The organism is Streptomyces olivaceus, from assembly GCF_000721235.1.
GTDB lineage: Bacteria > Actinomycetota > Actinomycetes > Streptomycetales > Streptomycetaceae > Streptomyces > Streptomyces olivaceus.
Window position 1 is genome coordinate 86,666 of record NZ_JOFH01000011.1, and the last position, 21,224, is coordinate 107,889.

General features: G+C 72.0%; 16 protein-coding genes. 2 read left to right on the forward strand and 14 right to left on the reverse strand.

Annotated elements, in window-relative coordinates; translation table 11 throughout:
- Positions 1 to 7: 7 nt before the first annotated feature.
- From IG94_RS0114030 to IG94_RS0114055, 6 genes are all read right to left on the reverse strand, one after another.
- Positions 8 to 1,600 (reverse strand): solute symporter family protein, encoded by a 1,593-nt coding sequence (locus IG94_RS0114030; RefSeq protein ID WP_031035349.1) that lies wholly within the window; start codon positions 1,598 to 1,600, stop codon positions 8 to 10.
- The gene (locus tag IG94_RS0114035) at positions 1,597 to 2,193 is read right to left on the reverse strand and encodes a DUF485 domain-containing protein (protein WP_031035350.1); all 597 of its coding nucleotides are present in this window, start codon (positions 2,191 to 2,193) and stop codon (positions 1,597 to 1,599) included. Before IG94_RS0114035 ends, IG94_RS0114030 begins: the two co-directional genes overlap by 4 nt.
- A 69-nt stretch (positions 2,194 to 2,262) precedes the next feature.
- Positions 2,263 to 2,946 carry a response regulator gene (locus IG94_RS0114040; protein WP_031035352.1) on the reverse strand — a complete coding sequence of 228 codons (684 nt, stop codon included), beginning with the start codon at positions 2,944 to 2,946 and terminating at the stop codon, positions 2,263 to 2,265.
- The gene (locus IG94_RS0114045) at positions 2,943 to 4,097 is read right to left on the reverse strand and encodes a sensor histidine kinase (RefSeq protein WP_031035354.1); all 1,155 of its coding nucleotides are present in this window, start codon (positions 4,095 to 4,097) and stop codon (positions 2,943 to 2,945) included. The genes IG94_RS0114040 and IG94_RS0114045 overlap by 4 nt, the downstream gene beginning before the upstream one ends.
- A complete protein-coding gene (locus tag IG94_RS0114050; RefSeq protein ID WP_031035355.1) occupies positions 4,094 to 4,618 on the reverse strand; it encodes a hypothetical protein in 525 nt (174 codons plus the stop codon). The genes IG94_RS0114045 and IG94_RS0114050 overlap by 4 nt, the downstream gene beginning before the upstream one ends.
- 359 nt (positions 4,619 to 4,977) lie before the next feature.
- The gene (locus IG94_RS0114055; RefSeq protein WP_031035358.1) at positions 4,978 to 7,101 is read right to left on the reverse strand and encodes a DNA gyrase/topoisomerase IV subunit B; all 2,124 of its coding nucleotides are present in this window, start codon (positions 7,099 to 7,101) and stop codon (positions 4,978 to 4,980) included.
- 440 nt (positions 7,102 to 7,541) lie between these two features.
- Here IG94_RS0114055 and IG94_RS0114060 point away from each other — a divergent pair, with 440 nt between their 5' ends.
- Positions 7,542 to 7,772, forward strand: a complete 231-nt coding sequence (locus IG94_RS0114060) for a DUF7455 domain-containing protein (protein WP_031035360.1) — start codon at positions 7,542 to 7,544, stop codon at positions 7,770 to 7,772.
- 109 nt (positions 7,773 to 7,881) lie between these two features.
- Here IG94_RS0114060 and IG94_RS0114065 read toward each other — a convergent pair whose 3' ends face one another.
- From IG94_RS0114065 to IG94_RS0114095, 7 genes are all read right to left on the reverse strand, one after another.
- A complete protein-coding gene (locus tag IG94_RS0114065) occupies positions 7,882 to 8,739 on the reverse strand; it encodes a S1 family peptidase (protein WP_031035361.1) in 858 nt (285 codons plus the stop codon).
- A 156-nt stretch (positions 8,740 to 8,895) separates the two neighbouring features.
- Positions 8,896 to 10,440: an RNA polymerase sigma factor gene (locus tag IG94_RS0114070; protein ID WP_031035364.1), complete on the reverse strand. Its 1,545-nt coding sequence runs from the start codon at positions 10,438 to 10,440 to the stop codon at positions 8,896 to 8,898.
- 436 nt (positions 10,441 to 10,876) lie between these two features.
- Positions 10,877 to 11,764: a sporulation transcriptional regulator WhiH gene (whiH, locus tag IG94_RS0114075; protein ID WP_051159808.1), complete on the reverse strand. Its 888-nt coding sequence runs from the start codon at positions 11,762 to 11,764 to the stop codon at positions 10,877 to 10,879.
- Between the two features lie 162 nt (positions 11,765 to 11,926).
- A complete protein-coding gene (locus IG94_RS0114080) occupies positions 11,927 to 14,338 on the reverse strand; it encodes an ATP-binding cassette domain-containing protein (RefSeq protein WP_031035368.1) in 2,412 nt (803 codons plus the stop codon).
- Between the two features lie 121 nt (positions 14,339 to 14,459).
- Positions 14,460 to 15,218: an NUDIX hydrolase gene (locus IG94_RS0114085; protein WP_031035370.1), complete on the reverse strand. Its 759-nt coding sequence runs from the start codon at positions 15,216 to 15,218 to the stop codon at positions 14,460 to 14,462.
- A 214-nt stretch (positions 15,219 to 15,432) separates the two neighbouring features.
- Entirely contained in the window at positions 15,433 to 16,965 is a 1,533-nt protein-coding gene (locus IG94_RS0114090) for a DUF4192 domain-containing protein (RefSeq protein WP_031035372.1), read from the reverse strand.
- A gap of 197 nt (positions 16,966 to 17,162) precedes the next feature.
- On the reverse strand, positions 17,163 to 19,322 hold the full coding sequence (locus IG94_RS0114095) for a RecQ family ATP-dependent DNA helicase (protein ID WP_031035374.1): 2,160 nt from the start codon (positions 19,320 to 19,322) through the stop codon (positions 17,163 to 17,165).
- Between the two features lie 317 nt (positions 19,323 to 19,639).
- Between IG94_RS0114095 and IG94_RS0114100 the strand changes: the two genes are divergently transcribed.
- A complete protein-coding gene (locus IG94_RS0114100) occupies positions 19,640 to 20,254 on the forward strand; it encodes a hypothetical protein (protein WP_031035376.1) in 615 nt (204 codons plus the stop codon).
- Between the two features lie 304 nt (positions 20,255 to 20,558).
- On the opposite strand, the gene IG94_RS0114105 is transcribed toward IG94_RS0114100, so the two are convergent.
- Positions 20,559 to 21,188 carry a hypothetical protein gene (locus IG94_RS0114105; protein ID WP_031035377.1) on the reverse strand — a complete coding sequence of 210 codons (630 nt, stop codon included), beginning with the start codon at positions 21,186 to 21,188 and terminating at the stop codon, positions 20,559 to 20,561.
- Positions 21,189 to 21,224 lie beyond the last annotated feature (36 nt).

Genomic DNA, 21,224 nt, shown 5'->3' on the forward strand with positions numbered 1-21,224 from the left:
CCCGTCGTCACACGGCTCCCGCGCCGGTCAGGGACCGCACCTCCGTCTCGGCGTGCTTGGCCTCGTCCGGGGCCTCCGGCGACGTTCGAGTGCCCAGCCAGCCCGCGAGGAAGCCCAGCGGGATCGAGACCAGGCCGGGGTTCTGCAGCGGGAAGTACTGGAAGTCGAGGCCCGGGAAGAGCGACTGCGGGCTGCCGGACACCACCGGGGACAGCAGCACGAGCACCACGGACGGAACCAGTCCGCCCCAGACCGCCCACACCGCCCCCCGCGTGGTGAAGCGGCGCCAGAACAGCGAGTAGAGCAGCACGGGGAGGTTCGCGGAGGCGGCCACCGCGAAGGCGAGACCGACGAGGAACGCGACGTTCAGGTCGCGGGCGAGCAGACCCAGCCCGATGGCGACGGCCCCGATGCCGACGGCGGCCAGACGCGCCACGGCGACCTCGCTGCGCGGCTCGGCGTCGCGGCGCCGCAGGGACGCGTACAGGTCGTGGGCCACGGAGGCCGAGGAGGCCAGGGTGATGCCGGCGACCACCGCGAGGATCGTGGCGAAGGCCACGGCCGCGACGACCGCGAACAGCACGGTCCCGCCCGTGGAGTCCGCACCGCCGCCCAGATCGAGCGCGAGCAGCGGCACCGCCGTGTTGCCAGCGGCGTTCGACGCGCGGACGGCGTCCGGCCCGACCAGGGCCGCCGCGCCGAACCCGAGGACGATCGTCATCAGGTAGAAGCCGCCGATGAGGCCGATCGCCCAGACGACGGACCGCCTCGCCGCCCGCGCCGTGGGCACGGTGTAGAAGCGGGAGAGGATGTGCGGCAGCCCCGCTGTGCCCAGGACCAGAGCGATCCCCAGGCTGATGAAGTCGAAGCGGGAAGTCCAGTCCCCGCCGTAGGCCAGCCCGGGTGCCAGGAACGCGTCCCCGTGGCCGCTACGTCCCGCCGCGGTGCGCAGCAGTCGGTCGACGTCGCCGTGGAAGCGCACCAGGACGAGTGCGGTCAGTGCCACGGTGCCGCCGAGCAGCAGTACCGCCTTCACGATCTGGATCCAGGTGGTGGCGCGCATCCCGCCCAGCGACACGTAGATCACCATCAGGGCGCCGACCCCGATGACGGTCCAGGTCCGGGCCGCGTCGGTGGTGCCGCCGAGCAGCAGCGCGACGAGGCTGCCCGCTCCCACCATCTGGGCCACCAGGTACAGGACGGAGACGGTGACCGAGGAGGTACCCGCCGCGATCCGGACCGGCCGTTCCCTCATCCGGGCGGCCACGACGTCGGCGAGGGTGAACCTGCCGCAGTTGCGCACGAGTTCGGCGACGAGGAACAGCACGACGAGCCAGGCCACCAGGAAGCCGACCGAGTACAGCATGCCGTCGTAGCCGTAGAGCGCGATGAGTCCGGAGATGCCGAGGAAGGAGGCGGCCGACATGTAGTCGCCGGAGATGGCAAAACCATTCTCCATGGGCGAGAAGAGTCGGCCGCCGGCGTAGAACTCCTCCACCGAGCCCTGCCGGTGGCGGCCGACCCACGTCGTGATGCCCAGCGTGACGGCGACGAAGCTGCTGAACAGCAGCAGGGCCAGGGTCTGGTGGTCGCCCGTCATGAGGCACCGCCCCGGGCGCCACGCGTCAGCTCCTGGGTGTCCCAGCGCAGTTCGAGTGCGGCTCGGTCCCTGCGCAGCCGGGCGTGCCGGGCGTACGCCCAGGTGAGCAGGAACGTGGTGAGGAACTGTCCGATCCCCGCCAGCATCCCCACGTTCACCGCCCCGGCCACCGGGCGGGCCATCAGCGCGGGCGCCGTGGTCGCGGTCACCACGTAGGCGATGTACCAGACGAAGAAGGCCGCACCGGCCGGCACCACGAACCGCCGGTACCGGCTGCGGACCTCCTGGAAGGCCTCGCTGCGCTGTACCTCCAGGTACACATCGGCCGCTGCCCGGGGAGGCTCTTCTCCCACGGGCTGCCGCTGCCTCGGCGGCTGCCCCTCCTCGAGCGCACCGGCGCCGGCCGACTCGCCCCACCCCGAGGCGAGCGCGTCGTACCAGGGGTCGTCGTACCGCGGGTCGTCCTGGTAGGGACCGTCGTGGTGCGAACCGGGGGGCGTCTCCACGTATGCCCGCCCCGGCACGGCATGCTGATCGACCGCGCTTCGGGGACCGCCTCCCGTGCTGCCGCGGCGGTCGTTGCTTGACTGCATGCCCAAGGATGGACAGAACGGGAAGACGCCCGGCTCTTCTTCCCTGCGCACTTCACCCCATCAGGTGACTCACCCCTCCGAAGGTCGCACCAGCCCCTTTCGATAGGCGTAACGCACCGCTTGAGCACGGTCCCGCAGACCGGTCTTGGCGAACAGGTTGTTGATGTGCGTCTTCACCGTCGCCGTGGAGACGTGCAGCCTGCTCGCGATCTGCTGGTTGTTGAACCCCTCGGCGATCAGGACCAGTACCTCGGTCTCCCGGGTGGTGAGCCCGTCCGGTGGCTCGGTCGGGCCCGCGCGCCGTGGCTCGGACTCCGACAGGCGCTCCAGGAGCCGCCTCTGGATGCTCGGTGAGAATCCCGCGTCTCCGGACAGGACGCTGTGCACCGCTCGGACAATCTCCTCCCCGTCCGCGTCCTTGGTGAGATAACCCCGCGCCCCCGCTTGCAGCGCGGGGAACAGCGACTCGTCGTCCGCGTACGTCGTGAGCACGACGACCTGGGTCGCGGGGTGCCCGGCCCGGATCCGCCGGGTGGCCTCCACCCCGTCGCACCTGGGCATGCGCAGGTCCATCAGCACGACGTCCGGCGCGAGTTCGGCGACCAGTCGCACCGCTTCCTCGCCGTCGCCGGCCGAGCCCACGACCTTGATCCCCGGCAGCAGTCCGAGCAGCATCACGATTCCCTCCCGCACCACGGTCTGGTCGTCCACGACCACCACCCGCGCGGACCTGCCTGCGGCCTCGTCCGTCATACCGGCACCTTCAACGTCACCACGAACCCCTCCTCGTCCGGTCCCGCCCGCAGCGAACCGCCCAGCAGCTCTGCACGCTCCCGCATGCCGAGCAGACCGTACCCACCTCCGACGGCGGTGAGTTCGCCCGGCGGACCTCCCGAGTCCCGCACGTCCAGCATCACTTCCCGGGTGCCGTAGTCCAGCCGCACCCGTAATGCCGCCCCGGGGGCATGCTTCCGGGCGTTCGTCAACGCCTCCTGAGCCACCCTGCGCACCGCCTGCGACGCCTCGGCCGGCAGCGCTCTGCGCTCCCCCGTAATGGTGACCTCGGCAACGCTCCCGGTCGCGTCGACGAGGTGGGCCAGGAAGTCCTCCAACGGCGTCAGCTCACCCCGCAGAGCTGACAACGCCTGCCGGGTCTCGGCGAGTCCGTCGCGGGCCATACCGCGCGCCGCCACCACCCGGTCGAGGATCTGCTGCCGGTCGGCGTCCCGCTCGATCAGCAAACGGGCCGCCTCCAGGTGTACCAGTTGCGCCGAGAGGCTGTGCGCCAGCACGTCGTGGATCTCGCGGGCGATACGGGCCCGTTCCCCGAGCGCCGCGGACTCCGCCTCGGCCGCCCGCGCGGCTCGCTCCTGGGCCAGCAGCCGATGCGCGTTGCCACGGGCCTCGGCGTCCAGTCGCAGGACGTATCCGACGAGCACCAACCCGGTCGCCGTCGCCACCGTCGTCAGCCAGGCATCGTCGTTGACCAGGGCGTAACACGCCAGGGCCAGCGCGGTCACGGGCAACGCCGCCGCGAGGGGCATCCGCTCCAGCGCTACGACGGCGCAGCCGCAGAAGATCACCAGTGCGGGGACGCGGAAGCCGAAGGGCTGGGCGGCGGCCGCGACACCGAGCAACAGGGCGACGAGGGCCAAGGACGGCCACAGCCGGTGTGCGAGCGTGGTCCGGAAGAAGGCCAGTGCCCCGCACACGGCCGCCAGCAGCCCGCCGGCCGCCGCGACCGCTCCCCAGCCGTGCAGATGGCTGCTGGTGAACGCGCCCCACAGCAGCATCCCGAACACGAGCACACGCACGGCCAGGGTCAGCAGGCGCCGGGGGCGCGAGACGTCTTCGGGGCGGAGCGCCTCCTTGGAGGGCCAGCTCGTCCACGCAGTCCCCGTCACGCGGGCTCCTTCCGTGCGGGACGGCACACGACGTCACCGTACGCGGGACGGGACGCGCCGACCGGAGGCGTGGCCCGCACGCGCCAGGCCAGCACTCCGGAGCGGACCAGCAGGGTCGCCGCGAGGGCGAGCAGCAGGGCGGAGCTGTCCTGGCGGACCCCCAGCACCGCGCCGACGCCGAAGAGGGCGGCACGCAGCGCGATACCGACGCCCCATACCGCGACGCTCGCCCGGGTGCCCCTGCTCCACACGGCGCCGTCCGCCTCCGCCCATATGCGGGTGGTCCAGGCCCAGCCGGCTCCGGTGGCCAGACCGACGACCGTCTCGGCGGCGAGCAGCAGCACGGACGCCGTGTGGTGCTGGGCATCGATCATGCCCGGTTCGCGCAGGGCGACGGCGCCGAGCACGGCGGGCAGCACCCACCATCGCCGGTCGGCGTCGATCCGTGCGGCGCGGAACTGGCGGGCGATGACCAGGCCGGCCACCGCCGTGATCACCAACGCGTCGACGAGCCCGGACATGGTGCCTCCGTGAGCGGGAGAAGGAGGGTGCCGGCGGCGGAACCCGCCGACGCCTTCGACTCTACGGAAAGGCCGAGGTCACGGGATCGGAGCCCGGGTGGATCATGGGTGGAGTCCAGCGGCGGGGATCTCCACCCGGGGGTGGAGGAAACAGCGGCGACCCGCCGACCGCCCCTTGGCGCAGCGCTCGGGCACGGGGCCCGCGGGGGAAAGGGACGGGCAACGGCCGCCGAACGAGCCCCGGGGCCGCCGGGCCCGCCCTGGGGCCCGCTCGACGGGACCGACGGCCCCGGAACGCCGGAACCGGGCCCGGGCGACAGCCGGGCCCGGTTCGCGGGCGGAGTGCGGGACGGGATCGGTCAGGCGTCGATGCGCGACCGGTCCAGCGTCGCGGCCGAGTTGGAGATGAACTCCTTGCGCGGGGCGACGTCGTTGCCCATCAGCAGGTCGAAGACCTGCTCGGCGGATTCCAGATCGGTGAGGTTGATCCGCCGCAGGGTCCGGCGCCGCGGGTCCATGGTGGTCTCCGCCAGCTGGTCGGCGTCCATCTCACCGAGTCCCTTGTAGCGCTGGATGGAGTCCTTGTACCGGATGTTCTTGCTCTGGAACTCCATGAGCCTGTCGCGCAGCTCACGGTCCGAGTACGTGTAGACGTACTTGTCCTGCCCCTTCTTCGGCTGGACGAGCTCGATGCGGTGCAGCGGCGGCACCGCGGCGAAGACCCGGCCCGCCTCCACCATGGGCCGCATGTAGCGGTGGAAGAGGGTCAGGAGCAGGGTGCGGATGTGGGAGCCGTCCACATCGGCGTCGGTCATCATGATGATCTTGCCGTAACGCGCCGTGTCGATGTCGAAGGTGCGGCCCGAACCGGCTCCTATGACCTGGATGATCGCGCCGCACTCGGCGTTCTTCAGCATGTCGGTCACGGACGACTTCTGGACGTTGAGGATCTTGCCGCGGATCGGCAGCAGCGCCTGGAACTCGGAGTTCCGGGCGAGCTTCGCCGTACCCAGCGCCGAGTCGCCCTCGACGATGAAGAGCTCGCTGCGGTCGACGTCGTCGCTGCGGCAGTCGGCGAGCTTCGCGGGCAGCGAAGAGGACTCCAGGGCCGTCTTGCGACGCTGGGCATCCTTGTGCTGGCGGGCGGCGATGCGGGTACGGGCCGCGGCGACGGCCTTCTCCATGACCACGCGGGCCTGCTGGGCCGCGTCCCGCTTGGTGGAGGTCAGGAACGCCTTGAGTTCCTTGGTGATCACGTTGTTCACGATCCGGCGGGCCGCCGAGGTGCCGAGGACCTCCTTGGTCTGCCCCTCGAACTGCGGCTCCGCGAGGCGGACCGTGACCACCGCGGTGAGCCCCTCCAGGGCGTCGTCCTTGACGATGTCGTCCTCGGCGACGCGCAGCATCTTCTTGGTCCGCAGGACCTCGTTCATCGTCCTCGCCACCGCCTGCTCGAATCCGGCGACGTGGGTGCCGCCCTTGGGCGTGGCGATGATGTTGACGAAGGACCTGAGGGTGGTGTCGTAGCCCGTGCCCCAGCGCATCGCGACGTCGACACCGAGGTCGCGGGTGACCTCGGTGGGCGTCATCTGGCCGCTCTCGTCCAGGACCGGCACCGTCTCCTTGAAGGACCCCTGCCCGCTGAAGCGGAGGACGTCGCAGACGGGCCTGTCACTGGCCAGGAACTCGCAGAACTCGCTGATGCCGCCGTCGAAGCGGAACGACTCTTCTCCCTTGCTGCCGCCGTCACCGAGCCCGAACTCGTCCCGGACGACGAGGGTCAGTCCCGGCACCAGGAACGCCGTCTGGCGGGCCCGCTGGTGCAGCGTGTCCAGGGAGAGCTTGGCGTCCCTGAGGAAGATCTGCCGGTCGGCCCAGTAGCGCACCCGCGTGCCGTGGCGGCTCTTGGGGACCTTCTTGGCCTTGCGCAGGCCACTCCCGGCGTCGAACTTGGCGTCCGGGCCCACTCCGGTGAAGGCTCCAGGAACCCCGCGGCGGAAACTGATGGCGTGGGTGTGCCCCCCGAGGTCGACCTCGATGTCCAGGCGGGCGGACAGGGCGTTCACCACGGAGGCGCCGACACCGTGCAGACCGCCGGAGGCGGCGTAGGCGCCGCCTCCGAACTTGCCGCCGGCATGCAGCTTGGTCATGACGACCTCGACACCGGACAGGCCGGTCTTGGGCTCGACGTCGACCGGGATGCCCCGGCCGTTGTCCCGGACCTCCACCGAGGCGTCGTCGTGGAGGATCACTTCGATGTGGTCGCAGTAACCGCCCAGGGCCTCGTCGACGGAGTTGTCAATGATTTCCCACAGGCAGTGCATCAGGCCACGGCTGTCGGTGGATCCGATGTACATGCCCGGGCGCTTGCGTACGGCCTCGAGCCCCTCGAGGACGAGCAGGTGCCGCGCGGTGTAATTGGATCCGTCCCGGTCTGCTCCTGCCAGCAGCGCAGTGGACGGCACGGATGTCTCGGCGGTCACGCGGTTCGCTCCTCGCTGAATTTCAGATGGGGCCCCGCTGGGTAAGGGCGCGGCTCTGTTCACCGGTCAGAGGGTACCGAGGCCTGGTAGAGCCGTTGTAACGCCACCCTCGTCACGGACCCACCCTAGTCCACGGTCGCATACCTGTTCGATCCCTCGATGGGGTGAAGCACACATCACGTTCCCTTTGAGGCATGAACCATTTAGGCTCCGGGCACGTCCTCATGAACAAACCGGCAACCCAGCCGGCGGGACCGACACTGACCGACTGCGCGAACCCGTACGACACAGAGACACGCACTACGGCACATTCGCCGCCAATCGGCAACAGCCGGCCCCTCGGAAGTTTTTTTCGAGGAAAAGCCACGAGCGGGAACGTTTTGGGGCTGGTTGGATGTTGACCCTGGTACGACAGCTCGTCGAGCTAGAGAAGAGGCGACGTGACTACTGTTCTGACTTCCGCAAGCCCGCTGACGGCCGCCGATCGCTGCGACCGCTGCGGCGCCCAGGCATATCTGCGCGTCGTCCTGCTGAGCGGCGGAGAACTGCTCTTCTGCGCCCACCACGGGCGCAAGTTCGAGCCGGAACTCAAGAAGATCGCCGCTGAGATACAGGACGAGACGGAGCGGCTCACGGCCGTTCCGGAATCTTCCGCCGAGGAAGAGCGCTAGACCTACGCGCCCGACGACGAGCCGCCCCGGCACAGGCCGGGAAACGGGCGGCCGCCTCCCATCCGGAGGCGGCCGCCCGTACTCGTGCCCTGAAGGCTCCCAGAGGCCCTCAGGAGCCCTCGCGCTGCCGCGCGGCAGCGGTGTCCCAGCCCAGCGTCCGCAGGACCGAGGAGACGCGTGTGTAGACCCCTGGACTGCCCGGGCGTCCGCAGCCGCTCCCCCAGGAGACCAGGCCGATGAGCCTGCCCCCGCCGACCAGCGGCCCTCCGCTGTCCCCCTGGCACGCGTCGCGGCCGCCGGCGTCCTGCCCCGCGCAGAGCATGGTGGCGGAGAGATATCGCCCGTCGTCGTTCCCCGGGTACGCCTGCTCGCAGGCGGCGTCGGAGAGCACCCGCACCCGGGCCGCCCGCAGACCGTTCGCATAGTCGCCGGCGCCCGAGGTGTCCCCCCAGCCGTAGACCAGCGCCCCGGTGTCCGGCGTGTACGCCGGGTCGCCCTCGCCGGCCATCCCTATGACCGAGCCGGCGGGCAGGGCTTCGGACAGGGTGAGCACGGCGAAGTCGCCCGCGTTGCTGACGTCGTCGTGCTCCGGGTTCACCCAGACGGAGCGGACGGGTACCTCCTGGCCCTGGTCGGTGAGCAGATCCGTCCGGCCCGTGATGACCTTCAGGTCGTCGACCTGGTCCGGCGTCGACCCGAGCACCTGCTCCCCCAGGCAGTGGGCCGCCGTGAGCACAGTGGTGCGGCCGACGGCCACTCCCCCACAGAACTGCCCCGCCCGCGTACCTCCGAACCGGTCACGACTGGACAGGGCCACGGTCCACGGACTGTCGGACACTTCGACCGGAAAGCCGCCGACGACGATGCTGTCGGCGGACGCGTGCGCGGCGGATCCCAGCGGTATCGCGGTCGCCGCGGCCGCCAGGACCAGCGGCCGGGCCAGTGCCCGGGCAAAGAGGCGACGCATGCAGGCTCCTCACTCCTAGGTGGTCGTGGGACACCCAGAGTGATCCAGCGCGCCGCGCCGCGCACCCGCTGATCAACGCGGAGGCCCGGTTCCGCACCTGGGAACCGGGCCTCCGCGTTCGAACGACCGTGGGCACGGTCGTGAGCACGCCTGTGACTAGTCGAGGTAGTCCCGGAGCACCTGGGAGCGCGACGGGTGACGCAGCTTCGACATGGTCTTGGACTCGATCTGGCGGATGCGCTCACGCGTGACGCCGTACACCTTGCCGATCTCGTCGAGGGTCTTCGGCTGACCGTCGGTGAGACCGAACCGCATAGAGACGACGCCCGCCTCGCGCTCGGACAGGGTGTCCAGAACGGAGTGCAACTGCTCCTGCAGGAGTGTGAAGCTGACCGCGTCGGCCGGGACGACCGCCTCGGAGTCCTCGATCAGGTCACCGAACTCGCTGTCGCCGTCCTCGCCGAGCGGGGTGTGCAGCGAGATGGGCTCGCGTCCGTACTTCTGGACCTCGATGACCTTCTCCGGGGTCATGTCGAGCTCCTTGGCCAGCTCCTCCGGGGTGGGCTCCCGGCCCAGGTCCTGGAGCATCTGGCGCTGCACGCGCGCGAGCTTGTTGATGACCTCGACCATGTGCACCGGGATGCGGATGGTGCGCGCCTGGTCGGCCATCGCGCGGGTGATCGCCTGACGGATCCACCAGGTGGCGTACGTGGAGAACTTGTAGCCCTTGGTGTAGTCGAACTTCTCCACCGCGCGGATCAGACCGAGGTTGCCCTCCTGGATGAGGTCCAGGAAGAGCATGCCGCGACCGGTGTAGCGCTTGGCCAGGGAGACCACCAGGCGGAGGTTGGCCTCCAGAAGGTGGTTCTTGGCGCGGCGGCCGTCCTCGGCGATGATCTCCAGCTCACGCTTGAGCTTGGGCGCCAGCTTGTCGGAGTTCGCCAGCTTGTCCTCGGCGAACAGACCCGCCTCGATGCGCTTGGCGAGCTCGACCTCCTGCTCGGCGTTGAGCAGGGGGACCTTGCCGATCTGCTTGAGGTAGTCCTTGACCGGGTCGGCGGTGGCGCCGGCGGCGGCGACCTGCTGGGCCGGGGCGTCGTCCTCGTCCTCGTCGGACAGCACGAAGCCCGCGTTCTCGGTGCCCTCGGGCTCCTCCGTCGCGGCCTTCGGCTCCTCGGCCGACTCGTCCTCGAGAAGCTCGCCGTCCTCCTTCTTGGCGGCGGTCTTCTTGGTGGCCGCCGTCTTCTTGGCGGTCGTCTTCTTCGCCACGGCCTTCTTGGCCGTCGTCTTCTTGGCCACCGCCTTCTTGGCGGGCGCCTCTTCCTCGGCGGCGGGCTCCGCGGGCTGCGCCACCGGGGCGGCAGGAGCGGCCGGAGCGGCGGCCTTCCTGCTGGTCGCCGCCTTGGCCGCGACCGTCTTGGTGGCGGTGCGCTTGGCGGGACTCTTCGCTGCGACGCTCTTTCGGGTGCGCTTGGGCTCTGCGGCACTGACCATCAGCGTCACACCCTCTTCCTCGAGGATCTGGTTGAGGCTGCGCAGTACGTTCTTCCACTGAGTGGCCGGAATCTGGTCAGCTTCGAAGGCCCGACGCACATCGTCGCCGGCGATCTGCCCCTCAGCCTTTCCCCGCTCAATGAGCGCCATGACAGAGACGGACTCGGCGATCTCCGGCGGGAGCGTACGGGATGTGCTGGCCGACACGAACAACCTCTCGGAACGTTGAAAAACGGCTTCCGGCCCCGTCCGGGCGGACAGGAGCCGACCACCGGCTTGGGGATGGGCCGACGGTGCGGGCGGGGCCGGGGAGGAACACAGCGCCCTGAACGGCGTCCGTATTCCCTCCGCGGCTGTCACCTCTTAGGTCATCGTGTTGTTCCCACGAGCGTTACGCCCAATCCGCGTGGCCCGAGTCACACCCCGTAAGCGATCAAAATCGGCCATACACGGATAAAAAAGGTAAACCACTTGCGCGACCCGGCCGTACCGAGGGCGCCCGAGGAGGCTCAGCCTCTCATCAGACCGTCGGACCCCGCGGAGTCATGAGAGGACTCCACGGGGTCCGCGGTGGCGGCGACGGGCGGGCAGCACCACAGGAGGGATTGGCGTGCCCGGCCCACGCCGGTCCGGCAGAACCAGGTCAGTGCTCGCGCGGGGCGGGCACCACGCGTTCCACCTCGGGGTGGACGGTCAGAAGCTGACGCATGGCGGCCTCCGCCGCCGCGCCGTCCCCGGTGGCGAGGGCGTCGACGATCCGGCCGTGCTGCGCAAGCGAGACGTCGTTCGGCCGGTCACAGCCCGTGACCGGGCCACCGGAGACATGCAGAGCGGCGGAGACGATGCCCGAGAGGTGGTCGAGCATGCGATTGCCCGCGACCTGGATCAGCAGCGCGTGGAATTCGGCATCGGCACGCGAGAAGGTGAGCGCGTCACCCTGCCCCATGGCGTGCCCCATGATCCCGACCATGTCCGACAGCCGCTGCTGAACCTCCTCACGGCCGTGCCCGGCGGCCAGGCGCGCGGCCAGCGGCTCGATCGTCCAGCGCAGCTCGCTCAGCTCGCGACGCTGGTCGTCACGCTGCGGACCGAAGGCACGCCATTCGATGATGTCCGGGTCCAGGAGGTTCCAGTCGCTGACCGGGCGCACGCGCGTACCGACGTTCGGTCGCGCGCTGACCAGGCCCTTGGCCTCCAGCACCCGGAGCGACTCACGGACCACGGTGCGGGACACCTCGAAACGCTGGCCGATCTCCTCGGGCACCAGCGGACGGTCGGCACCGAGGTCGCCCGAAACGATCATCTGGCCGAGCTGCTGGACGAGTTGCCCGTGCAGCCCGCGGCCACGGTTGCCCGCGGTGCGCCGGCCCACGCGGCCCAGCTCGGGCTCCACCCCTTCCCAGGAGGGCGCCCCGACGCGGTCGACGCCGGGCGTCTCCGCGTAGGGATAGCGGTCGAGTTCGCCCGGATTCGCGAGGCCGGAGTCGGCGGAGCGGGCGGCGGTCATCATGGTGTGCGCAAGGGTACTCACGCATCCTTTGTCGGCGTCGTTCCCAACTCCCTTGAGGTCTTTGGTGAAAAGCACACGAAAGGGTGATCGCTCACCCCGTCGCAATTGACGCCTTATCGGAAAGAAATGGGCTTTCCCCGGGGGAGTTGCGCACACGGTCGGACCCGAAGGGTGAGACAGGTGTCACCGAACCCTGCCGCGCAGGGTCATGAGCAGGTAGGCGCAGAGCAGCGTCGTCAGGGACAACGTCAGGGCGCCACCCACGGGTTGGGCGAGCATGCGCAGCACCTCGCCCACGTACCGCTCGCCGCCGAAGGGCCACTGCGTCAGGAGGGTCTCGCGCACCCGCATCGGGAGACCGGCGGCCGTCCGCACGGATGGGCCCGCCCAGACCCTCTGTACGAGCGGAACGACCACGACCGGGACGGCCACCACGGCGGCGAGCCCGGCCGTGGTGGACCGGAAGATCCCCGCGGCGAGCACTCCGGACCAGGCACATCCGACGACGAACCCCAGCCAACCGGCACCCAGCGCCGGCCAGTCGGCGGGAAGCGCCGCGACCTCCCGCCCGTAGAACAGGTGCAGCAGCTCCGCGTTGCTGCCCACCGTCAGCACGGCCAGCAGTACGGCGACGACCGCGGAGACGAGGAGTTTGGCGGTCAGCAGTCCCATCCTGCGCGGTACGGTGCCGCGGTCCGCCGCCAGCGCGGGGTGGCGGAACTCGTCGCCGAAGGCCAGCGCGCCGAGCAGCCCCGCGCCGAGCGCCGCCGGGGGCAGCGGCAGTTCGCGCGGCCACGCCGCGAGCAGCCGCTCCTGCGGGGTGTGCCCGACGCGGGCGAGGACCACCGCGGTGACGGCGGACACCAGGAGCACCACGGCGCCGGTGACGAATCCGGTACCCACGCCGACTGTCCGACGAAGCTCGTAGCGGAGGGGACGCAGAGGGCTGGGGGCGGAGCGGACGGCGATGGGCGGCGGAAGCGTGGCAGCCGTGTCCCGGGCCGCCGTCGTACCGGGGCGGGAGGTGAGGACGGCGAACGGGCGGAGCGCGCTACGGGACGCGGCAGGGCCGGAGGAAGGGGTGCGGGCGGTTTCGGCACGGACTGCGTCGGCCGGGGTGCCGGGCGAGGTGCGGACGCCTGCGGACGCCGGATTGCGGGGCGCGGGGCGGTCGCCGTCTTTGGGCGGGCCGTCGGCCGCGACCTGGGGGTAACCGACCGTGGCGCGGTGATCGGGCGCGGTGCGGTGATCGGGCGCGGTGCGGTGATCGGGCGCGGTGCGGTGGTCTGGCTCAGCGCAGTGGTCTGGCTCAGCGCAGTGGTCTGGTGTGGTGACTTCGCCGGGTGCCGCCGCCGGGACGGGCTCCGAGCGGGCCGCCGGCCCGTTCGCCGACGGTCCGTTCGCCGACGGAGACACCTGCGGGCCTGTCTGCCCGTCGGCCTGGCAGGTGGCCTGTGTGTCGGCCTGCCCGTCGCTCTGCGCGTCAGAGTGGGAGGGGGCCTGCGGGCCCGTCTGCCGACCGGTCTGCGTGTCGGCCCGGGAGAGGGCCTGTGGGGCGCAGTCGCCCGGTGAGCCGGGAGGGTCGGTCGACGAGGCGTCGGTGGCGGTGGGGCGCGGTGGGCCCGTGGGCGACGGGCGGGTGACGGTCGGCCTGCGGGGCGCGGGCGCCCGGCCGCCGAGTACCGCCTCGTGCCGGGGTCCGGTTGCCGGGCCGGCACCGGGCCCCATGTCGCCGATCTCGTCGGCGAGTTGATGTACGAGGATCCGGTGACGGAACGCGGTCTCACCGATGTCGGCGCACGTACTGCCGTACACGGCGAGGCGATTGCCGGCCTCCGGCACGACCTCCACGGAACGGCGGGCCGCGCGGGCCTCCTTGGCCAGCAGTGCCGCGAGGCGGGCCGCGTGCGGGGTGCGCACGGCGACGCGTGGACGCAGCCGGGTCCGGGAGAAGTCCGCCGCCTCCTGGTCGGCGACGACCCTGCCGCCTTCCAGGGTCACGACGTGGTCGGCGGTGCGCGCCGCCTCTTTGGGGTCCGCCGTGCTGAGCAGGACGGTGCCTCCCTGGTCGGCGTGGGCACGCAGGGTTCCGTGCAGCCAGCGGGCCTCGTGCGCGGAGAGTGCGCCGGCGGGGTCGTCGAACACCAGGGTGTGGGGGTCCGGGACCAGTGCGCAGGCCAGCCCGAGGCGCCGGTCCATGCCGCGGGAGAGTGTGCCGAGCCGTTCGTCGCGCAGGCTTGCGAGGTCGACCGACTCCAGGACCTCGTCGGCGCGCCGGACCGGGACGCCGGCCGCCGCGCACAGCATGCGCACATGACCGCGCACCGTGCGCGACGGGTGTCCGGGGACGTCTCCCAGCAGTACGCCGACCTCGTGCGAGGGGTGGGCGATGCGGTGCAGGGGGCGCCCTCTGAAGTAGGTGAGACCGCGGCCGTGTTGCAGTTCGAGCATGAGTCTGAGCGCGGTCGTCTTGCCCGCGCCCGGCGCTCCGAGCAGTGCGGTGACGCGGCCCGCCCTGGCCTCGAAGGAGACGTCGTCGACGGCGGGCGGAAGCTCCTTGCGGGGGGTGCTGGTCAGTCCGAAGGCCTGGATCACCCGCAGCAAGATAGCGCGCCGTGTCCGTTTTTTCGGTCATCGCCCGGCTTGCCGAGCCCGGGGATCGGACCTTTCGTCGGTCACCTGCCCGCCTTTCGGCCCGGGGCGGCCCCGCTCCACGTCAGACCTCGGGACGCAGCATCGGAGGGTTGAGGAGGGTCGCGCCGCCCGCGCGGAAGAGCTGGGCGGGCCGCCCGCCCTGGCGGGTGGTCGTCCCTCCCGTGGGCACGAGGAAACCCGGTGTGCCCGTCACCTTCCGGTGGAAGTTGCGCGGATCAAGCGCCACGCTCCATACCGCCTCGTAGACGCGGCGCAGCTCGCCGACGGTGAACTCGGACGGGCAGAAGGCCGTGGCCAGCGACGAGTACTCGATCTTGGAACGGGCCCTCTCCACGCCGTCGGCCAGGATCTGGGCGTGGTCGAAGGCGAGTGGCGCCGCCGGTTGACCGGCATGGCCGTAACCGCTCTGCTCCAGCAGTTCCCCGACCGCCGCCCAGCGGGCGTTGCTGGCGTCGCCGCCCGCCCGTGGTGCGGGCAGGTCCGGAGCGAGCGCCAGGTGGGCGACGCTGACCACCCGCATCCGGGGGTCGCGCCCGGGGTCGCCGTACGTCGCGAGCTGCTCCAGGTGGGCGCCGTTGTCCTGGGTGGGCGCGGCCGGGTCGTGGACGCACAGTCCCGTCTCCTCGGCCAGCTCCCGGGCCGCCGCCTGCGACAGGTCCTCGCCCTCCCGCACGAAGCCGCCGGGCAGGGCCCAGCGCCCCTGGAAGGGCGGCTCGCCCCTGCGCACCGCCAGCGCACACAGCGAGTGGCGGCGAACGGTCAGCACGACCAGGTCCACGGTGACGGCGAAGGGCGGGAAGGCTGACGGGTCGTAGGGCATGCGGTGATCATAGTCGTCTGCCTGACGATAATCAGTCCCTTCAGCTGCTGCTCCGGGTATTGATCCACTGCGGACGGTGGGCGCCCGGCCGGACGCGTCCATGCGGGCGCGCGGCCTCACCCGTGCCGACGCGCGGGGCCCTGCAGCGACTGGTCGGGACGTCCTGGATCATGGCCTCCCGCGCCGAAGTGTTCCTCCGGTCCGGCCGTCCGCCTCAGGCGCGTTCGCCACCCCCTTCGGTCCGCTGCTCTCCCCCGCGGCTTCCCTCCAAGCGGGGCTCCTGGTGACCCGCGGTGTGCGATCCCGGGAAGCGCGCACGCGTCCGGCCGGGGTGTGTGGCGCCCGGACGGTCGGTCCCGGCCGGAGTACGGGGACGCCCGATCTTCGCGGCGGGGCCGGCATCCCGCGCCCTGGTCCGACGGCGGGCAGCGCCGGACGGGCCCTGGGGACGCTTGCGGCGGCGAGAGCCGGGCTGTGGGCCCGACGCCGGTTCGGCGGGCTCCCGCTCCACGCAACCGGTGCTCTGCCCGACACCGTCCGAAGCGTCGGCTTCCGCGCCCTCCGGGCCGGCACGCTCCGCACGCAGGCAGCGGCGGATCGACTCGGGATCGAGCCCCTCATTGCACGCCTGATGGAGGAGCCGGGCGAAGAGATAGCCGGGGTCGGCGCCGAGTGCCATGGCCAGGGCCTCTCGGGCCTCCAGTTCGTCGCCGGTGGACCAGGCGACCCATCCGGCGAGGGTGAGGGGCGCGGCCGCGTGCTCGCCGTACGCCCCGACGCAGCGGCGTGCCAGGGCCCGCCACAGGCGCAGCGCCGGTCCTGCCTCGTCGCCCTCCATCCAGGCCGCCGCGCGGTCGCGTGTCGTGCGGTCCTGCAGGCCGAGGATCAGCGCCGCCGCCTCCTCGTGGGCGAGCAGCCGGTCGTCCCGCAGATCCTCGGCCTGCACTCCTGACACGGGCTGGGCCTCGGCAAGGTGCCGCATCGCTCGCTCCGCCGCGGCCAGCGTCTCCTCGGCCACCTCTGCGCGGCCGGCGTCGTCGAGGATCCGGGAGACCAGTGTCGTGGCCGCGGCGTCCAGCGCGGCCGCCTGCTCGACCGCCACGGCGCCCTCCCGGGGCAGCAGGCGCGCGTGCAGGTCGCTGAGCGGGCCGCGTACCTGGATACCGGCGTAAGTGGCCGCCGCGGCCAGCACCGACGTACCTGGCAGCCCCATGGGGAGGCCCTCGGGCGGGCAGCAGGCCGCTTCGTCGCAGCAGTAGGACCAGAAACGCCCGGCGGAGATGCACAGCGCCTCGACCACCGGGATGTCGAGGGCGCCGCACTCGACCCGCAGCTTCTGGGCCAGCGGCCTCAGTCGCTCCATGACCTCGCGGCCGGTCTCCCCGCGAGCCGGTTCCTGACAGAGGTAGGCGACCATCTGCTCGGGCCGGGTTCCGCGCCGCTCGGCGCCCGTCACCAGGCCGCGGACCAGTTGCCCGGCCGCCCCCGCCCAGTCGTCCGGGTCGGGCGGAATGCCAAGCCGCGCCCGGCCGCCGAATCGCCCGCGCCCCTCCCTTTCGCGGAGGGCGGCCAGGACGATGCTGTCCTCGGGTCGGTACCCCAGCAGGTAGGGCAGGGCGTCGGCGAGTTCGGCCGGAGTGCGCAGGGTGACCTGGTGTTCGTCGGGGCTCGCGTGGAAGGCGGGCTGCGCGGAGCAGGGATTGTCGCCGTTCTCCGAGGAGCCGACCGGACCGTTGTGGTTCGTCATGACTCGACGATCTCGCGAATCACGAATCTCCGTTTTGCCCTGTGGATAACTTCGGTCAGGGGCACGTCAGCCAGGCACAGCCGTCCGCACGCGGAGCCGGACGGCGGGCGGCTTCTCGTGGCTTCGGCGCCGTCCGGCTCGGCCCATCACTCGGCGCGTCCGGCATGACCCCTCCGGCTCGGCCCGCCCCGCTCGGCCTATCCGGCCAGCGCGAGGACGAGTGGGAGAACCGGGCCGGCTCCGGCCTGGCGCAGGAGGCGCGCCCCGACGGCCAGGGTCCAGCCGGAGTCGGTGCGGTCGTCGACGAGCAGCACCGGGCCGGGGTTTTCGGCCAGGGCGGTCTCGAGTTCGCCCGGCACCGTGAAGGAGGCGGCCAGAGCCCGCAGCCGCTGGGCGGAGTTGCTCCGGTGGGCGGCGTATTCGTCGGCGTGAGGCGTGTAGGCCAGGCTGCCCAGCAGCGGGAGCCTGCCGACCCGGGCCACGCCCTCGGCCAGGGACGTGACCAACCGGGGGCGGGTGCGGGAGGGCATCGCCACGACGCCCACGGGCCTCGCCACGGCGTCGGGAGAACCGTCGGCCCACCCGCCCGGCGAACGGGCCCAGTCGGCCAGCACCGTCACCACGGCGGCCAGCACGTCGTCCGGGACGGGGCCGTCGGCCGCCTGCTCCGCCAGGATCGGCCGCAGCCGGTTGCCCCAGCCGATGTCCGAGAGCCTGCCCAGCGCACGTCCCGTGGTCGCCTGCTGGCCGACGGGGATACGGCCCTTCAGGTCCATGCCGACCGCGGCGAGCCCGGTCGGCCACATCTTGCGGGGCTCGACCTCGACGCCCGGGCGGTCCAGCTCGCCCGTCGCCGCCGCGAGGGCCTCGGGAGAGACGGCAGGATCGAGCCAGGGGCCGACGCAGGTGTCGCAGCGACCGCACGGGACCGCCTTCTCGTCGTCCAGCTGCCGCTGCAGGAACTCCATCCGGCACTCCGTGGTCGCCACGTAGTCCCGCATGGCCTGCTGCTCGGCCTCGCGCTGCCGGGCCACCCACGCATACCGCTCCGCGTCGTAGGTCCACGGCTGTCCCGTCGCCGTCCAGCCGCCCTTCACACGCTGGACGGCGCCGTCCACGTCCAGCACCTTGAGCATCGTCTCCAGCCGCGAACGCCGGAGGTCCACCAGCGGCTCAAGGGCCGGCAGCGACAGTGGGCGCCCCGCCTCCTCCAGTACCGCCAGCGTCCGCCGTACCTGCTCCTCGGGCGGGAAGCCCACGGAAGCGAAATACGCCCAGATCGCCTCGTCCTCCCGCCCCGGGAGCAGCAGCACGTCCGCGTGGTCCACCCCGCGCCCCGCGCGCCCCACCTGCTGGTAATACGCGATGGGGGACGAGGGCGAGCCCAGGTGCACGACGAACCCGAGGTCGGGCTTGTCGAAGCCCATGCCCAGCGCGGAGGTCGCCACCAGTGCCTTCACGCGGTTCGCCAGCAGATCCTCCTCCGCCTGCAGCCGGTCGGCGTTCTCCGTCTTCCCCGTGTAGGAGGCCACCGGGTACCCGCACTGCCGCAGGAACGCCGCGACCTCCTCCGCCGCCGCCACCGTCAGCGTGTAGATGATCCCTGATCCCGGCAGCTCCCCCAGCCGCTCCCCCAGCCACGCCAGCCGGTGCGCCGCGTCCGGCAGCCGCAGCACCCCGAGCCGGAGGCTCTCCCGGTCGAGCGGTCCGCGCAGCACGAGAGCATCCTCGCTACCCGTACCCAGCTGCTCCGCGACGTCCGCGGTCACGCGCGCGTTCGCGGTCGCCGTCGTGGCCAGCACCGGCACTCCGGCCGGCAACTCGGCCAGCATGGTGCGCAGCCTTCGGTAGTCGGGGCGGAAATCGTGCCCCCAGTCGGAGATGCAGTGTGCCTCGTCCACCACGAGGAGGCCCGTCGTGGCCGCGAGCCTGGGCAGTACCTGGTCACGGAAGTCGACGGAGTTCAGGCGCTCCGGGCTGACGAGGAGGACGTCGGTCTCGCCGCGCTCCACCTCACCGTAGATCGCCTCCCACTCCTCCGGGTTGGCCGAGTTGATCGTGCGCGCCCGGATCCCCGCGCGTGCCGCCGATTCGACCTGGTTGCGCATCAGCGCAAGCAGCGGCGAGATGATCACCGTGGGACCGGCGCCGCGTCGGCGCAGCAGCGCGGTGGCGACGAAGTACACCGCCGACTTGCCCCAGCCGGTTCGCTGCACCACCAGAGCCCGCCGACGCTCCTCGACGAGTGCGGCCACCGCCTGCCACTGGTCCTCCCGCAGCCGCGCCGACCCGCCGGGGTCACCGACGAGCTCGGCGAGGACGGCGTCGGCTTCGGTGCGCAGTTCCGGATGGTCCATGCCTCCATGCAACCCGATGACACTGACAATCGGCGAATCCGGACCCGGTCCGGACGACGGGCCGTGTCTCCTCCGGAGGGGGCTCGCGAGGGCGACTCGTGCGTCACCCGGCGCCTCGGCGGGTAGGGATATAGCACGCGCATCACCCGATATCGGCCGCCGGTCGCAATTGCTCGTTGCCGCATTCCAGTTCGACAGGAAGAATTGAAGTCCGCTCCCCGCACGGCCCGTCGGTGATCCGGCAGGGCTCCGCTGCGGTGGGCGCTCCCCGAATCCGACCCTGCCCGCAGTGTGGGCGCGTAGCCGAAGGGAGGAACGTGACCTTCGGATTCGCTCCGTCCTCGGCGGCCTCGTTCTCGTCGTCCGCCGCGTCCGCCACCCGCATACTCGAACCGGCGGAGTGGGCCGCCGCCGGAATCCCGCTGCTGCGCAGTCCGCGGGAGGTCGTCAGTGGGCTGCACACGCGGCACCGCCCGGCGCCGGCCACCGCGGTCGTCGCCGTACTGGATCCGGACGAACGGCTGTGCGCCAGCGCCTCGTTCACCAGTCGGCGGTCACCGGCCGACGGCTGGGTCTTCCGCAACGCGCTGTTGTCCCAGCTGCGCCGGGTCATACCGCACGATCTGCGCCGGCGCACGCCGGTGCGCACGGCCGTGCTGCTCTACTGCCGTGAGGGCGACGCGCGTTGGACGGAGGAGGACGGCGCGTGGATGTGGGGCCTGCGAGACGCGTGCACCCTGCACGGGCTGCGCTGCGGCGCGTACATCACACTGACCCGGGACGGCTGGCAGGTCCTCGGCGAGGGCCGCGGCGGGCGCAGACCGCACGCGGCGTCGGCACCCGAGCCCTTCGCCACCGCGGAGACGCCGCCACCGCCGCCGCGCACCGGCGGGGTCGCCTCGGACGTGCTGCGCCGCGCGGCCGCCCGCTGAGCGTCACCGGCGCGGCAGGCCGGGCCCCCGCCCCGTTCCGCACTGGGAACGTGTCAGGACCTGGCACACAGGGCGTTCGTCCACGCAGGGCGTACGCCGTCCCCGTTGTTCCCACGGAGTCGCACTCCGCGCCGGAGCGCAGCCCCGACACCGACTCCGCGCGCCGGCAGGGACCGCACCCGCGGATGCCGCGTGAAGCAGGCCCGTACCTAAGACGCCCGGCGAGCCGGGAGCACCGTCGCGCGAAGGCCCGGGACGGCACTGTGCGCCGCCCCGGTGTCCGCCGCACGCGGCGGAACGGCGGTCAGACGCCCGCGCCCAGCACCGAGTTGACCCGCTGCGGGTCGCCGCAGACGATCAGCAGGGTGCCGGCCCGGGAGCGGGCCAGGGGCAGGACGGTGGCAGCGGCGGCTTCGTCGCCGCCGTTGAGCGCGACCACGACAACGGCCCGTGACGCGGCACGGTCCACGGCTGCGGCGTCGGTGTAGAAGACGTCGTCGCCCGCGTCGTGCTGCGCCCAGTAGGCGGCATCGCCGAAGGACAGTTCGTGGGTGGCCCACGGGTGGGGCTCACCGGTGGTGACCACCAGCACGTCGCCGGGGGCACGACCCGAGTCCAGCAGCAGGTCCACGGCCTCTTCCGCGGCGTCGAGCGCGCCTTCGGGAGTGGCCGGGATCAACTGGATCTGCGGGGCCGACCTGGCGGGCGCGGCAGCGGCGGGGCCCGACGGCGCGGGCTTGGCGGCCGTGTCGCGCGACGCGCGCTGCGCCGGAGCCGCCGGCCGCGCCGGGCCGGGACGGCCGGGGCGCGGCGGAGCCGCGGGACGGGGGCCGGGTACGGGGCGAGGGGTCGGCGCGGTGCGGCCACTGGCCGGAGTGGCGCGGGGACCCTGGGCCTTCTCGTGAATCTGAGGCTCCTCGGGAATGAGAGGCATGAGCTGATATTAATCAAACGTTGGTGCGACTCGCGT